This window comes from Paenibacillus sp. FSL R5-0701, from assembly GCF_037973995.1.
Classification (GTDB): domain Bacteria; phylum Bacillota; class Bacilli; order Paenibacillales; family Paenibacillaceae; genus Paenibacillus.
In genome coordinates, this window is sequence record NZ_CP150230.1 from 6891539 (window position 1) to 6905438 (window position 13900).

Sequence of the window (13900 nt, forward strand, 5' to 3'; positions counted from 1 at the left end):
AAATAAAGAACTGACGGCGATACAGATCGGGATGAACCAGGACATATAGTCCACAGCGCCTCTCTCCTTCCCGTTATATATATTCTCCGATGAGATCGGTCTCTGTGTTTCGTTCAAGGGCAGCAATAACCGCGTCAATGTCCTCGTACTTGCTGAATTGCTCCTTTTGGAATACCAGAGCACCAGAGCGTATCACCGTCTGCAGTTCATTTCCCTTTTTATCAATAATATGAAGATCCATGATGGCTTTTTTGTCCGCTGTGTAAGAAGTGGAAGGTATTCCACATTCACCATTGGACATAAGATGACAAAACGCCCACGATCCACGAAAAATTTATAATCCTCATACCGAATCTGCTTCTGGATCGTACCCGAGATTTCAAGCAGGAATTGTGCATACCGGACTGAACCAAGGGATTCCATCACCAGTGGCAAGAATTCAATCTTGAACATGGCAATGCTGAATCCATACTTTTCGGAGTAGCGACGAGCAAGGTTACTGTGTTTGATTAACGTATCTGCCAGAGCTCCCTTATTACCAAGCGTGGTATCCAGATCGATTTCCGGGTTACGATCCTGCATATCCTGAAGACGTTCCACTACACGCGCACTGCGCAGCAGACTTGCCTTGATGAACGCAGCCACGGCAACGTTGGCAGGGATGAGCAACCACCAGGAGAATACAAGCACATTTGCATCAGCATAAGTAACAAGCCACACAAAATAAGAAACCAGATATACAAACCCCGCCACGACGGATACGCCAACAGGCAGAAAAAGACCAAAAACCAAAGCACCCAGCGACACGATACTAAAAATCATATCCCCTGTAGTGTAGCTCTGATCCATGTACACTTTAAGATAAATCATCAGTTGCTGCATGAGGGCTAGTCCAATTAAAAAGGCATATCCCCATGCAATACGGCGGGTAGGCGCTTTATTCCTCATAGTTCCTTCTCTCCGTTGAATTTTTAGAACTCTTGTTCAAACTCATTTCTTTTATATTACAACAATTTATGACATGTTTAGACAAAGATATGCTAACACATTGCAGAGTTCATTAAATGACAAAATCCTTACTTTTTAATACTTTTCTGTAAATTAACTTCTCCCAATAAAGGAAAAAGATTATCAAACAGATGTGTGTTACCGTCAAATACATATCCACCTGGATAACGAGTGTCCTTACCACGCAACGTAGTCATATGGTTATACAACTGTTTGGCCCATTTTGGATCACCTGAACGAACAGCGAGTAAGATAGCGAGGCCATATACCGAGGAAGATTCATAAGAGACGGCAGGTGTGCGTGATTCTCGCTTATACTGTCCGGGCAGCTGATGCCGGGTGTTGAACTCCTTTTTCAAAAAGGAAATGAGCTTGTCCGGTTTGCGGTCGGTCACGGTTAGATGATTCGCCACAATCAACTGGTCGATCAGATTCACCGTATCATCATACGTATATTTTTTATGGACCACATCGAAGGTCTTCGGATAGAACAATCCATCGTCAGGCATCTTCTTCAGCAAAGCTTCGTACTTGGCATAGGTTCCCGGTTCCACCATCTGATGTTTTTCCATCAATTGAAGAGACGGGAGATCAACATAAACCAGGCTTAATGTATCTGTGGAGTGACCACTCGCAAAATCGTGAAAATCCACATAATATCCTTTATTCCGAACCGATTGCGAAAGTGTACGGGATATTTCCGAAGCCGTTTCCAGCTTGGCTTCTCTTCCTTGTTTCCATTGATCTGCTGCCTTTAATAAAGCACCGACAATTCGAAAATCATCGCCAAGCGCGTTGGTAGTCACTTGAGATTCACCTTTGGCATTCAGCTTCCAGGCAATATATTTTTGCGGCGTGAGGAAATAGGTGGTCAGCAGTTCATAGCTTTCCTCGAATAACGCCTGATCATTCTTGGCTACAGCATATTGCATCCAAAGACCAAGTGACTCAGATAAAGCCTCTCTGCCTGCTACGATGTCCGCTCTCTCTGAGGTAGCATCTTGCAAATAGGTCGCAATTGTACCATTGGGATTAGTCATATGATCTTGAACAAAGGATACCGTAGGGGATGATTCATTCATCACAAACCGCTCCTTCACAAAAATAATTAACGCTGCCGTGATACTGACTGCCAATATGATCCACCACGTTAGCCTTTTCCGGTTTACCCGTCTCATGACTCCCTCCTGTACTGATGTTTCTCTGGCATAATGGCTCTTCTCCTTTGGATAGGTTCGGCTAGAGTCTGGGATGCAGGGGTCAAGGATCGTTCCTCTGTTCATTCCGAAATATCCATGTAGGGTCGCCGTCCACCCTTTTTGACAAATTTCCAGTCCACCTCGATATTATGTCGCATTCGACGGAGAAGCATGACCGCGGTCTCGATCTCTTCCTCCGTCAGACCATCCAGAGTCACCTGATCCGAATGCACGCCCTCTTTACGAATGAATTCCCATGCTTCAAGCCCAGCTTCGGTGGGATACAACACCTTATTCTTCTTATTACCCATTGCTGGCTGTTTAATAATGAATCCATCGGATTCGAGTTTGCTAATAGCTCTGGCCGCCGTCGTGCGATCCACTTTGATCAGTTCAGCAAGCTGATTCGGAATAATGCCCGGATTCTCACAGATTCGATACAGATATAGATATTGTCCACGGGACAGGTTCAGATGCTGAAACTCGACGTTACTGATTGAATCCAGACAGCGGGCAATCATACCAATTTCACGCAGCACTTCTTTTTTCTCAGTCAACACACTCACGCCCCTATAAAATTGTTGCAATCGCAACATAATTGATGGTATAACTACTGTTGAAAAGAACGAGATTCGTTCCACATTCCTGTTATGTACCAGTTTATCACGTCAGGATAACATTACGATCACCCAAAGGAGAAACATTCATGAATACAACGATTGTTGAAGTTAATAATCAGGAATTGCTCGATGCCTGCTTCGCCATTCGCACCGCTATTTTTGTTGAAGAACAAGGTGTACCCGCAGCGGATGAATTCGATGCTTATGATACATTAGACGCGGAGGCGCGCCACATTCTGCTCTATGTAGACGGAGTACCTGCTGCTTCCTCTAGACTGCGCATTGTGGAACAGGTCGCCAAATTGGAACGGATCTGTGTCATGCTCAATTACCGTAAACACGGTCTGGGCCGTGTGCTGATCGACAAGCTGGAGCAGATGGCTGTTGCTGATGGTCTGGAGAAAGCCAAGCTGCACGCACAGGTACAAGCTTCCGGGTTCTACGAACGTCTTGGATATGCGCCCGCGTCGGAAGTATTTATGGAAGACGGCATTCCCCATCTGCTGATGACCAAAAAACTGAAATAAATGACATTCCAAAAAACGCCTCCGTTATCACTTCTCAGTGATATTCAGAGGCGTTTTGCATTCAAGCAACGCATTCATGAGTGACTCAACAACGGTAAATGGCACGTACAAAGTACGAGCACTGATTATAATAACCATGCATTCTACTTACTTGCCAGCTCCGTGCTGTGCCTTATCCCATTGCCAGACGGTCTGGCTCGGATTCGGCAGCGTTGTTCTTCATTTGTTTACTACGCAACTGTCCGCAGGCGGCATCGATATCGGTACCGTGTTCCATACGTACAGTAGAGTTGATGTTGTTCTTTTTGAGTGTATCATAGAAGCCCAGAATCGATTCTTCTGTACTCCGTTGATACTGACTGTGCTCATCCACCGGGTTGTATGGGATCAGATTCACACTGACCATACTTCTGCGACTGGACAACAGTTCAGCCAACTCCGCGGCATGCTCACGTTGATCGTTAACATCACGCAGCAGGATGTACTCAAACATGATACGTTTGTTCGTTGTAGCCAAATAATAATCCACCGCATCCATCAATTGCTCAATCGGGAAAGCCCGGTTGATCTTCATGATGTGTGTACGCAGTTCATTATTAGGTGCATGCAGAGAGATCGCCAGATTAACCTGCAGACTGCTGTCTGCAAATTCCTTGATTTTGTCCGGAAGGCCACTCGTGGATACAGTAATCCGTTTGGCGGCAAGTGCCAGTCCTTTGCGATCTTTAATGACCTCGATGAAATCACTCATGTGCTGGAAGTTATCAAATGGTTCACCAATACCCATCACAACCACGTTGGTTACCCGTTCGTCTTGACCCGCTGCATCCAGATGTCGCTGCACATGCATAATCTGTTCCACAATCTCTCCAGCGGTCAGGTCTCGGCTCTTCTTGATCAGACCGCTCGCACAGAAGCTACAACCAATATTACAGCCCACTTGTGTAGTCACACAAACGGTAAGCCCGTATTTTTGCCGCATCAATACCGTCTCAATCAGGTTGCCATCCTGCATCCGAAGCAGAAATTTCACGGTACCATCTGCTGATTCCTGCTTCACATGTTCGCTCAGAGAGTTCATTGTGAAATGCTCGGAGAGTACATCCAGACATTCCTGACGGACATCAGACATCGCAGGAAAATCGTGTACACGCTCTTGATATAACCATTCCCAGATCCGGGATGCACGGGATTTCTTCTGCCCATGCTCCGGCAGCCAGGAACGTAATTGCTCTAATGTTAATCCATATATGGATGACTTGTTCATTGTATAATCCTCTTTTCGCAAAAAAGCTATGGCTTATCGGTCCTACCCAAAAAACCTCTACTCCGTATTGTCCCAAAATTGAAGCGGGAAAACAAGGGCTTTAGCATTTCTTCCAAGAGGTTTTATCTATGGCAAATCTGCACAACAGACAACATTTATACCTATCTGGTCTTCAGTTTAGAAGTGAATGATACCGGAAGTGTGCAGTAGAACCAGCAGAACCAGGATCGGTGCCACGTAACGAAGCATGAACAACCACACCCGGAACCATCCGGAACGCAGTCCTGAAGCTTCCGCAGCCGTTTTCCAGAAGTATCCGGCAAAAATCGTCACAAGCAATCCACCCACAGGCAGCAGGATGTTGGATGCTACAAAGTCCATCCAGTCGAACACACTCTTCGATCCAATGGTCCATTCAGGCAGCAAGCCGAGCGACAATACTGAAGGAAGTCCCACGATGAAGACTGCGAGTGATATCACCCATACTGCACGACTGCGGCTCCAGGACAGACGTTCCATGAAATATTTCACCGGAACTTCCAGCAAGGATACTCCCGAAGTCAATGCGGCAATAGCCAGCAGGATGAAGAACAGTCCGCCAAACAGGAAGCCAAGCGGCATCGCCGAGAAGGCTGCCGGAAGTGCTATAAAGATGAGTGACGGTCCTTGGTCCGGTGCAATACCAAACGAGAATGTCGTTGGGAAGATGATCAGGCCGGCAATGAACGCATAGAGCAGGTCCCCCGCCCCAACAGCGATGGTTGCCGCTCCGAGTGATTGATTTTTGTCCACATACGAACCATAGGTTATTAGAATACCCATACCGAGTGACAGCGAGAAGAAGGCATGCCCAAGTGCCACCAATGCTGATTCCGTTGTAAGTTGTGAGAAATCAGGATTCAGGAAAAAGGAAACCCCTGCTCCTGCACCAGGTAACGTTACGGCCCGGATCATCAAGACAATGAGCAACACCAGCATGGCGGGAATTAACACTTTGTTAAACTTCTCAATCCCGTTGGATACCCCTTTGGCTACAATCCAGCCTACGATAAGTACCGAGACCAGTTGCCACACGATTGGCATATAACCGCCTACAAAGGAATTGAATTGTCCCGCATAATCCGGATTGTTAAACAATGTTCCACTGAAGGACGTAATCGCATATTGCAAGGTCCAGCCTGCAATAATGACATAAAAAGAAAGGATGATAAAAGGTGTCAGTACTTGCAGCAAACCGGCTGCGATCCAGCCTTTATGTCCGCCTGCTTTGATAAAAGCAGTTGCGGCACTTCCTCTGCCGCTACGACCAATCGCAAGTTCTGCGAGCAGCACCGGCAGACCAATCAGCAGCAAACAAACAATGAAGAGCAGGAAAAACGCAGCTCCTCCGTTCTCCCCCGTAATGTACGGGAATTTCCACATGTTACCCAGACCAACCGAACTACCAATGGCTGCCAGAATGAATCCGGCGCGAGAGAAGCGCTCACCTTTGCCAGTGTTGTCTTGATCGAGATTAGGCTTACTAAAATTCATCGTATCTACTCCATCACTTTAAAGTTTTCCCGTAATTATATACTACTCACCTTGTCAGGTCATTCGAAATTCGAAATTTGTCGAAATGTTATTTTTTTACATATAAAACAAACGGAAATCTTCATCTCATAAGTTCCTTAAACACAGTATGTGATAAAGTCCGTTAGTCCAACCGTATGAAGTTACTACAAACCCATATTCCCAAACGTTCAAAGCCCAGTAGAATCAAAAAGAGGTGTCCCGTCAGCCACTTGGATGACTGCGGAGCACCTCTCTTTTTGAATTACACTTTGATTTGAAGTAACTCGTACTTGATAACGCCCATCGGAGCATTGACATGAATGACGCTGCCCACTTCTTTGCCCATCAATTCCTTGCCCAGCGGGCTCTCGTACGAAATTTTATTATCCGCAACATCGGCCTCGGCAGGACCAACCACTTTATATTCAATCTTCTCGGCGAACTCAATGTCATTAAGTAACACCGTCGATCCAATGCTCACTTTGTTGGAGTCTATATTGTCTGAAGAGATGACTCTTGCTTTTGTCAACATCTTCTCCAGAATCAAAATCCGTGTCTCCATAAAGGCCTGATCATCTTTGGCTGAATGATACTCACTATTTTCCTTCAGGTCACCGTAACTGATCGCGAGTTTAAGACGAGCTGCCAGTTCCTTACGCTTCACCGTCTTCAAATCCTTCAGTTCGTCCTCCAGCTTTTCCAAGCCTTCCTGTGTCAAAATCACTTCATCATTAGCCATTTTTCCATCTCCTAATCCTGCTATCTATCTATATTCTAACCTATATCCACTCCAAAGGGTTAGCATACCCCGGAAAAAGAAATAGCTCATCCATATATTGTATTTCAATGACATCAGAACCATGTCCATCTCTTGAGATGAATTTCAAGGCTTTGTTCAATAATTGTACCGTTACAATCTGCTCAACTGATGATGTTGTTTTCACCCGTTGACTTTTACAATGAACTCAGGGCAGCAGACGTTTTATAATCATCGCCTGCAGCCCACTATATGACGTGAGGTGATCTGGATGATTGAACTATTGAATACAGCTGAAATACAAGCCTATCTGAAACGGATTGGCATGGATGATATAAAGGAACCTACACTGGAATTCTTATTTGAACTCCAGCGGGCACATGTGCAATATTTATCCTGGCAAACGGTCGATATTTTTGCAGGTCGTCCTGCGGGAATCAGTCTTCAAGAATCGATTCAACTTATATTACAGGGACGCAGCGGCTACTGCTTTCATCTAAATGGTGCGTTTAGTGTTCTTCTCCGCTCGCTAGGTTATACGGTTAATTGGCATCGCGGGGGAGTACAGCCTCATGGGGAACAACCCCGTGTGAACTCATTCCATCTCGGTCTGTCTGTGCTTCTGGCGGATGCTGAATCGACAGTTGAACGCTGGATTGTAGATGCAGGTCTCGGCGGAATGCCCTTTAAACCTCTACCACTTCGTTATGGAACCTATGGTTCAGCTCCGTTCACGTATCAGTTAATGCCATCATCTGTTGCTGCTGAGGGATGGCGGCTTGAGTACGAGCCGAATGGTCCAAGTGAAGGAGTCGACTATGCTTCCGAGATAGTCCACGATCTGGGAGAGTTCATTCCCAAACATGAATTCTACAGTCAGGCGGCAGAATCACCTTGGCATAACGTATTTTTGCTTCGTCAGCGGGATGAGAACCGCAGTCAGGAACTACGTGGATGTATGCTCCGAACACATGATATGGAAGGAATCCAGAAAACGGAGATCCGGAATTATACCGAGTGGCGTAACGTATTAACTGAAATATTCCATGAACCCTTGGTGAATTACAGCGAACTGGAATGCCAGGATATGTGGGAGCGAGTGCAGGCTGCACATACGGAATGGAAACAAGCGCAAGAAGCATGATGATTTGGGAGGAAGAGTTGAAGAGACGTTCCATATAAAGGAAAGTTACTGAACTGCGCCGAATACGTATTCAGGTGATAAATGATGATAACTATTCGTGTGCTCCAAGTTCCAGAAGTATTGCCCGAGGCGTACTGGAACCACCTTTTGTCGCAAGTTTCTGCCGAGCGACGTGCTCAGGCTTCGCGTTTTGTGCGTCAGGCTGACGCGTATCGCTCCGTGCTGGGAGAGATATTGACTCGTGTGACTTTGAGCAAGTTAACTGGACTGAGACCTGCTGAGCTTTCCTTTACCCGTAATTCCTACGGCAAACCTTCGCTCAGTCACCATTCGGATGTACCATTCAACGTCTCCCATTCTGGTGATTGGATTGCTCTGATCTCCGGCGGTACAGATGAACTGGGCGTGGATGTGGAAAAAATAGCTCCAATTGACATGCAGATTGCAGAGCGTTTCTTCTCTCCTAAGGAGAGCCAGTTCTTGGCTGCCGAGCCTGACGATCGTCGGCTGGAAACCTTCTACCGTCTATGGACGCTGAAGGAAAGTTATATCAAGGCAGTCGGTATGGGTCTGTCTATACCACTGGACTCCTTCGCCATCCTTCCCAATGAGCGGGAAGATTGGCATTGCAAACAGGCTACGGCACATCGCTTCTATAGTCAGCGTTTGGATGATCAGCATATGCTTGCAGCCTGTTCAGCCGGGGGAGAGCTGCCGAGCAAGCCGGAAATCGTAACCTTGGAGGATCTATATACGGATTTGGTTTAGTGTGTGGCTGGTTGGGCCTCAACGAGTTGGAATCAGTTGAGTTATGTAAGAGGCCGCCATTAATAATATCCTGCTAAGGTTAATCAAAAAAGCTAACGACGTGAGTATCACGCGTTAGCTTTTTAGCTTTAAATCCACACTCCGTTTAACGTCTATCTGACGTATTGAATAGGACTAGTCCCGGCTCCGCAATTTGCCAAGCAGACGGATAATCTCAATGTACAGCCATACCAGCGTCACCATCAATCCAAATGCACCGTACCACTCCATGTACTTGGGTGCACCACGTTCAGCGCCCCCTTCAATGAAGTCGAAATCAAGGACCAGATTGAGGGCAGCCACAATGACGATAACGACTGAAATACCGATGCCGATCAAGCTGTTATCATGCAGATAAGGGATCGTAATTCCGAAGAAACCCAGTACAAAGCTCAGCAGATACATGATCATGATACCGCCAGTTGCAGCCACGACCCCAAGCTTGAAGTTCTCCGTAGCTTTGATCAATCTGGTTTTGTATGCCACCAGCAGAGCGATGAATACAGCCATGGTCAAAAGAGCTGCCTGCAAGGTAATTCCGTTATACAGGGACTCATAGGTTGCTGAGAGTGCGCCAAGGAACAGGCCTTCTGCCACGGCATAGACAGGTACCAGATAAGGTGCCGCTACGGGTTTGAACGAAATCACAAGCGCCAAGATAAAACCAACGATTAATCCACCATAAGCGAGCGGCATCACTTGTTGTCCGTTAAAGAACATCATCCAGGTTGCAAATGCACTGCCCAGCAGGATCACCAGCGTAATAAACGCTTTATTCACCGTGCCGTTGATCGTCATGTAATTCTGATATCGATCTTCTCCATATCCTCTGTTTTCAAACGTGCTGTCTTTAAGTGTAGGGTTACCGCTACGACCGATCAACACAATCACCTCGTCATATGTATTTGGTATATCTGTGATACTAAGCTTGGGCTTACTACGTTTCAAATTCTACAAGCTACTCCCTCGAAAAGATTGGGATGGCACCAGAAGGAATCGGATGCAATCCTTCGATTACATCCCTACCCCCTGGCGCAACACTTAGGACATATGTCCCAGACATTGCATGTTCATGTGCTTTTTAAGCGTCTTATTTGTACAACACTTTATCTACATTGTATTTCGCACGCATCGTGTTGATGATATACGTCTCGTAAATTTCACGATCTACCGGATCTTCAACCAGGCATACTTCAATCTTCGTTACTTCCTCGCGGTGATTCTTGATTGGTGATACGGTGTCTTCAAAATGCTTTTTGATGCGGGGTCTTAATTTTCGTGCTTTACCGACAAATAACAACTCTCCAGCGGCATTGTAAAACATGAAAATCCCGCCTAGTTCCCGGGTAATCAGGTGAAAATCAGTAAATCCATAAATGTGACTAAGCTGTGGATCAACCTGCTTTGTGATGGTTACATCCGGTGTTGGCACAGTAATATTAATCAATAGGCTCACTTCCTCATTATCTATAGGTTTAGATCTTATCACATATTATAAAGGGACACCATTTCATTCTATATGAAGTACAATTCACGCAATTTTCGCTATTACGACAAATATTTCAAAAAAAAGGTTAACTTCCCTGATTCAAAGTGGTACTATAGGGGTATGAGGAAGAAATTGGGCACTGAGACATACGTCTTTATATCTACCTCCGTCTATTGTACCCTATGATTGAATATCTTTTTCATGCTGAATTCTGTTATGTGATCACGACAAGAGTACAGTTAGCAAGAACCCTAGTTTATAGATTGTAGATTCATCATCTAATCGACCCCTTGCAGCAAGCAAACCTAGGAAGACCTAGATTCATGATTCACTGTAGATTTTTAGTATCACCTAGAAAGCCTGCAATTATAGTCGTACTGAAGTTAATAGACACACGTAGAAGGTCAGATAGCTATCGATCCTAGAGAGACTAGTCATGCAATACAACTGTAGAAATTATAGCAGCAGTACTATAGAAAATGGATCAAGTTTCACCACCAGGCCCGGCATACTGCCAGGGCTTTTTTGCGTTTGTGCGAACAACCAACCACACGCTCAGGGAAACAGAGGTATCGTGGTTCTTTCTGCTGGGTTTATAATATGGCAAGATACCAGTAGAGGGAGTGATGGGATGTATTCCGATCTGCAACTGACGGAGGACCGCCCTGTATATATACAAGTCAAAGATTATATGAAGCGATTGATGCTCAAAGGCGGCCTGCAAGCCAAACAAAAACTGCCCTCGACCCGTGAACTCAGTACACTCATGAAGGTTAGCCGCAGCACAGTTCTGCTCGCTTATGCCGAGCTTGAAGATGAAGGCTTGATCTACGCAGTCAAAGGCAAGGGCAATTACGTCAGTGCCTCCATCGAAACACCTGAGGCAGCAGCGAGCTGGGAACTGGACTGGACGACAGAGGTAAGTGAGTATGCAATTCAGGCAGAGCAGTACGATCTGATGAAGCATGGCTCCGGAGCAGAGCGCGGCGAGATATCGTTTACCAGCATAGCGCCGGATGAAAAGCTGTTTGATCTGCACAACGTGAAACGGGCTTTTCTGGATCGCATGTCACTTGAAGGCGAAGTACTGCTGAATTACGGATATGCGCAGGGATACAGACCGCTGATGAACTATTTACTACGATATATGGAGAACAAAGGTGTCGACCTCCGTGGCAAGGACATCCTAATCACCAACGGATTCACGGAAGGTTTCGATCTGGTGCTTGGAGCGTTGCGCAAAAAAAGCGGCAAAGCGCTCTGCGAGAATCCAACGCACCACACGGCGATCAAAAATCTAAAGCTGCACCAGTTTCACCTGACCGGTGTGAACATGGAGCCAGATGGCTTGGACTTGAAGCAACTGGAACATGAACTTGAGGCAAGTCCATATGATCTGGCGTATCTCGTGCCATCCTATCACAATCCAACCGGGATTGTGACGTCCCCTGCAAAACGGGTAGAGATCATCCGGTTGATGAACAAGTATCAAGTACCCATCATTGAGGATGGATTCAACGAAGAGTTGCGCTATTCCGGTTCCCACGTATCTCCCCTGATCGCCAGCATGGGCAAAGGCAATGGACTGGTGTATCTGGGCAGCTTCTCCAAAGTCCTGTTCCCAGGCCTGCGGGTAGGTTGGATTATTGCGGATGCGGCGCTGATTGATTATCTGGAGAGTATGAAACGGGCACGCAGCATCCATACCTCCACGCTGGACCAATCGTTATTGTATCAATATCTGAGCAACGGTAATTTCGAGAAATATTTGAAGAGAGCTCGGACGGAGTATAAGCGAAAATATGAATTGGTTGTGCGTTGCCTGAAGCAGCATCTGCCAATGTGCCGGATCTCCGGTGCGGGTGGTCTGCATCTGTTCGTGCAGTTCCCGTCCGAATACAGAACCCGTGAACTGCTGGCGGCCTGTAAAGTGAAAGGTGTGACGTTCACACCAGGGGATACCTTTTATCTGGAACCCGGTCAGGGTGTAAACACGATGCGCCTGGGTTTCTCCAGAGTCAGCGATGAAAATATACGTAAAGGCATTCGCATCATTGGCGAGACAGCAGCTCAAATGAGATAAGGAGGATTTCACATGAAAGTTGGCGTGATTATGGGCGGTACATCTTCAGAGCGGGATATTTCCCTGCTGACCGGACAGGAGATGATTGCAAACCTGAATAGAGACAAATACGAGGTTGTACCCATTGAGCTGAATACCAAGCGCGATCTAATCGACAAGTCAGCGGGGATCGATGTGGCACTGCTTGCCCTGCATGGCAAATACGGCGAAGACGGTACGGTCCAAGGCACATTGGAATCTCTGGGTATTCCCTACACAGGTTGTGGTGTGCTGGCGAGCAGTGTATGCATGGATAAAGACATGTCCAAACAACTTATGCAGCATGCAGGTGTGCTTACCGGAGAGTGGCTACGAGTGAGTCATATCGAGGAACTGTCCTCAACTGCTGTTCAACAATTAACGTACCCCGTGGTGGTCAAACCCAATTCAGGCGGTTCCAGCATCGGTACCCAAGTAGTGAAAGAGGCTGCCGCCCTGCCCGCTGCTGTGGAGGCTGCCCTCGCCTGGGATGATACAGTCATGATTGAACAGTATATCGAAGGTGAGGAGATTACCTGTGCCATTCTGGATGGTAAGATGCTGCCGGTGATCTCCATTCGTTCGAACGCCGAGTTTTTCGATTATTCTTCCAAATACGATGACCACGGAGCAGATGAGCAGGTTGTGCAATTGCCTGCGGATCTTCACCATCGTGTGGAAGCCGCGGCACTTGCCTGTTATCAGGTGCTGAAATGCAGTGTCTACGCGCGCGTGGATATGATGATTCGCGAAGGTTTGCCTTATGTGCTTGAAGTAAACACGCTGCCGGGTCTTACCCGTAACAGTCTGCTGCCCAAAAGTGCAGCCGCTGCAGGCATTTCTTTTGCAGAGTTGCTGGATACCATTATTGAACTTTCATTGAAGGAAAGACCCAAGGAGGATATAACATTATGAGCCTGGATGTGACGATTAGACATAGCTCCACTACAGATCTGCAAGATATGGTCATTCTGATGGACCAACTTGGTTATCCCACCACGTACGCCGAGATGGAGGAGCGCTATACCCACATTGCTGCAGATGCTAACTTCACCACACTGGTTGCTGAAGCACGCGGACGTGTAGTTGGACTGATCGGATTACAGACGTCTTATCTGTATGAAAAGAACGGAAGACACTGCCGTATCATGGCATTGGTTGTTCACGACCAGTTCAGGGGCTCAGGCATCGGCCGTCAGCTCATTCTGGAAGCCGAACAATGGGCCGCCACGCATGACGTGGACTCCCTGTCTCTGAACAGTGGTAATCGCCCTGAACGTGAAGCTGCACATGAATTCTATCGTCAGATGGGCTTTACAGCCGGGAGTACCGGATTCAGCAAAAAGCCGCAGATTCTACAGCACACCTAAACTGCGGATGATATGTTATCTCGATTACATGAAAAAGAACGCCCCCGGCAAAATGGC

13 protein-coding genes and 1 pseudogene are annotated in these 13900 nt (G+C 46.7%); 6 read left to right on the forward strand and 8 right to left on the reverse strand.

Translation table 11 applies throughout. The features are described from left to right. Positions 1–73 precede the first annotated feature (73 nt). The 3 genes and pseudogenes from MKZ13_RS30265 to MKZ13_RS30275 form a co-directional block, all read right to left on the reverse strand. Positions 74–948, reverse strand: a pseudogene (locus MKZ13_RS30265) (diguanylate cyclase). Positions 949–1076: 128 nt separating this feature from the next. Next, the gene (locus MKZ13_RS30270) at positions 1077–2186 is read right to left on the reverse strand and encodes a glycosyl hydrolase family 8 (RefSeq protein ID WP_339180582.1); all 1110 of its coding nucleotides are present in this window, start codon (positions 2184–2186) and stop codon (positions 1077–1079) included. A gap of 101 nt (positions 2187–2287) precedes the next feature. Continuing rightward, positions 2288–2728, reverse strand: coding sequence for a MarR family transcriptional regulator (locus tag MKZ13_RS30275; RefSeq protein ID WP_237178046.1), 441 nt, complete (start codon positions 2726–2728; stop codon positions 2288–2290). A gap of 185 nt (positions 2729–2913) precedes the next feature. Between MKZ13_RS30275 and MKZ13_RS30280 the strand changes: the two genes are divergently transcribed. Further along, positions 2914–3354 carry a GNAT family N-acetyltransferase gene (locus tag MKZ13_RS30280; RefSeq protein WP_339180584.1) on the forward strand — a complete coding sequence of 147 codons (441 nt, stop codon included), beginning with the start codon at positions 2914–2916 and terminating at the stop codon, positions 3352–3354. 172 nt (positions 3355–3526) lie between these two features. On the opposite strand, the gene rlmN is transcribed toward MKZ13_RS30280, so the two are convergent. From rlmN to greA, 3 genes are all read right to left on the reverse strand, one after another. Next, on the reverse strand, positions 3527–4621 hold the full coding sequence (gene rlmN / locus MKZ13_RS30285) for a 23S rRNA (adenine(2503)-C(2))-methyltransferase RlmN (RefSeq protein ID WP_221820042.1): 1095 nt from the start codon (positions 4619–4621) through the stop codon (positions 3527–3529). Between the two features lie 177 nt (positions 4622–4798). Then, positions 4799–6154 carry a sodium-dependent transporter gene (locus tag MKZ13_RS30290; RefSeq protein WP_339180587.1) on the reverse strand — a complete coding sequence of 452 codons (1356 nt, stop codon included), beginning with the start codon at positions 6152–6154 and terminating at the stop codon, positions 4799–4801. Positions 6155–6437: 283 nt separating this feature from the next. After that, the gene (gene greA / locus MKZ13_RS30295) at positions 6438–6914 is read right to left on the reverse strand and encodes a transcription elongation factor GreA (protein WP_221820044.1); all 477 of its coding nucleotides are present in this window, start codon (positions 6912–6914) and stop codon (positions 6438–6440) included. A 289-nt stretch (positions 6915–7203) separates the two neighbouring features. Between greA and MKZ13_RS30300 the strand changes: the two genes are divergently transcribed. Continuing rightward, positions 7204–8076, forward strand: coding sequence for an arylamine N-acetyltransferase (locus MKZ13_RS30300; RefSeq protein ID WP_339180589.1), 873 nt, complete (start codon positions 7204–7206; stop codon positions 8074–8076). 84 nt (positions 8077–8160) lie between these two features. Then, positions 8161–8844, forward strand: coding sequence for a 4'-phosphopantetheinyl transferase superfamily protein (locus MKZ13_RS30305; protein ID WP_339180591.1), 684 nt, complete (start codon positions 8161–8163; stop codon positions 8842–8844). 174 nt (positions 8845–9018) lie between these two features. Here MKZ13_RS30305 and MKZ13_RS30310 read toward each other — a convergent pair whose 3' ends face one another. Further along, positions 9019–9765: a Bax inhibitor-1/YccA family protein gene (locus MKZ13_RS30310; protein ID WP_221820284.1), complete on the reverse strand. Its 747-nt coding sequence runs from the start codon at positions 9763–9765 to the stop codon at positions 9019–9021. Between the two features lie 208 nt (positions 9766–9973). Next, the gene (locus MKZ13_RS30315; protein WP_076213814.1) at positions 9974–10330 is read right to left on the reverse strand and encodes a nucleotide excision repair endonuclease; all 357 of its coding nucleotides are present in this window, start codon (positions 10328–10330) and stop codon (positions 9974–9976) included. Positions 10331–11003: 673 nt separating this feature from the next. On the opposite strand from MKZ13_RS30315, the gene MKZ13_RS30320 reads away from it, so the two are divergent. Genes MKZ13_RS30320 through MKZ13_RS30330 form a run of 3 tightly spaced genes read left to right on the forward strand, consistent with a single transcriptional unit; the run spans position 11004 to position 13843 of the window. Continuing rightward, on the forward strand, positions 11004–12455 hold the full coding sequence (locus MKZ13_RS30320; RefSeq protein WP_237177977.1) for a PLP-dependent aminotransferase family protein: 1452 nt from the start codon (positions 11004–11006) through the stop codon (positions 12453–12455). A gap of 12 nt (positions 12456–12467) precedes the next feature. Further along, the gene (locus tag MKZ13_RS30325; RefSeq protein ID WP_221820048.1) at positions 12468–13388 is read left to right on the forward strand and encodes a D-alanine--D-alanine ligase; all 921 of its coding nucleotides are present in this window, start codon (positions 12468–12470) and stop codon (positions 13386–13388) included. Continuing rightward, positions 13385–13843, forward strand: a complete 459-nt coding sequence (locus MKZ13_RS30330) for a GNAT family N-acetyltransferase (protein ID WP_260632665.1) — start codon at positions 13385–13387, stop codon at positions 13841–13843. The genes MKZ13_RS30325 and MKZ13_RS30330 overlap by 4 nt, the downstream gene beginning before the upstream one ends. Positions 13844–13900 lie beyond the last annotated feature (57 nt).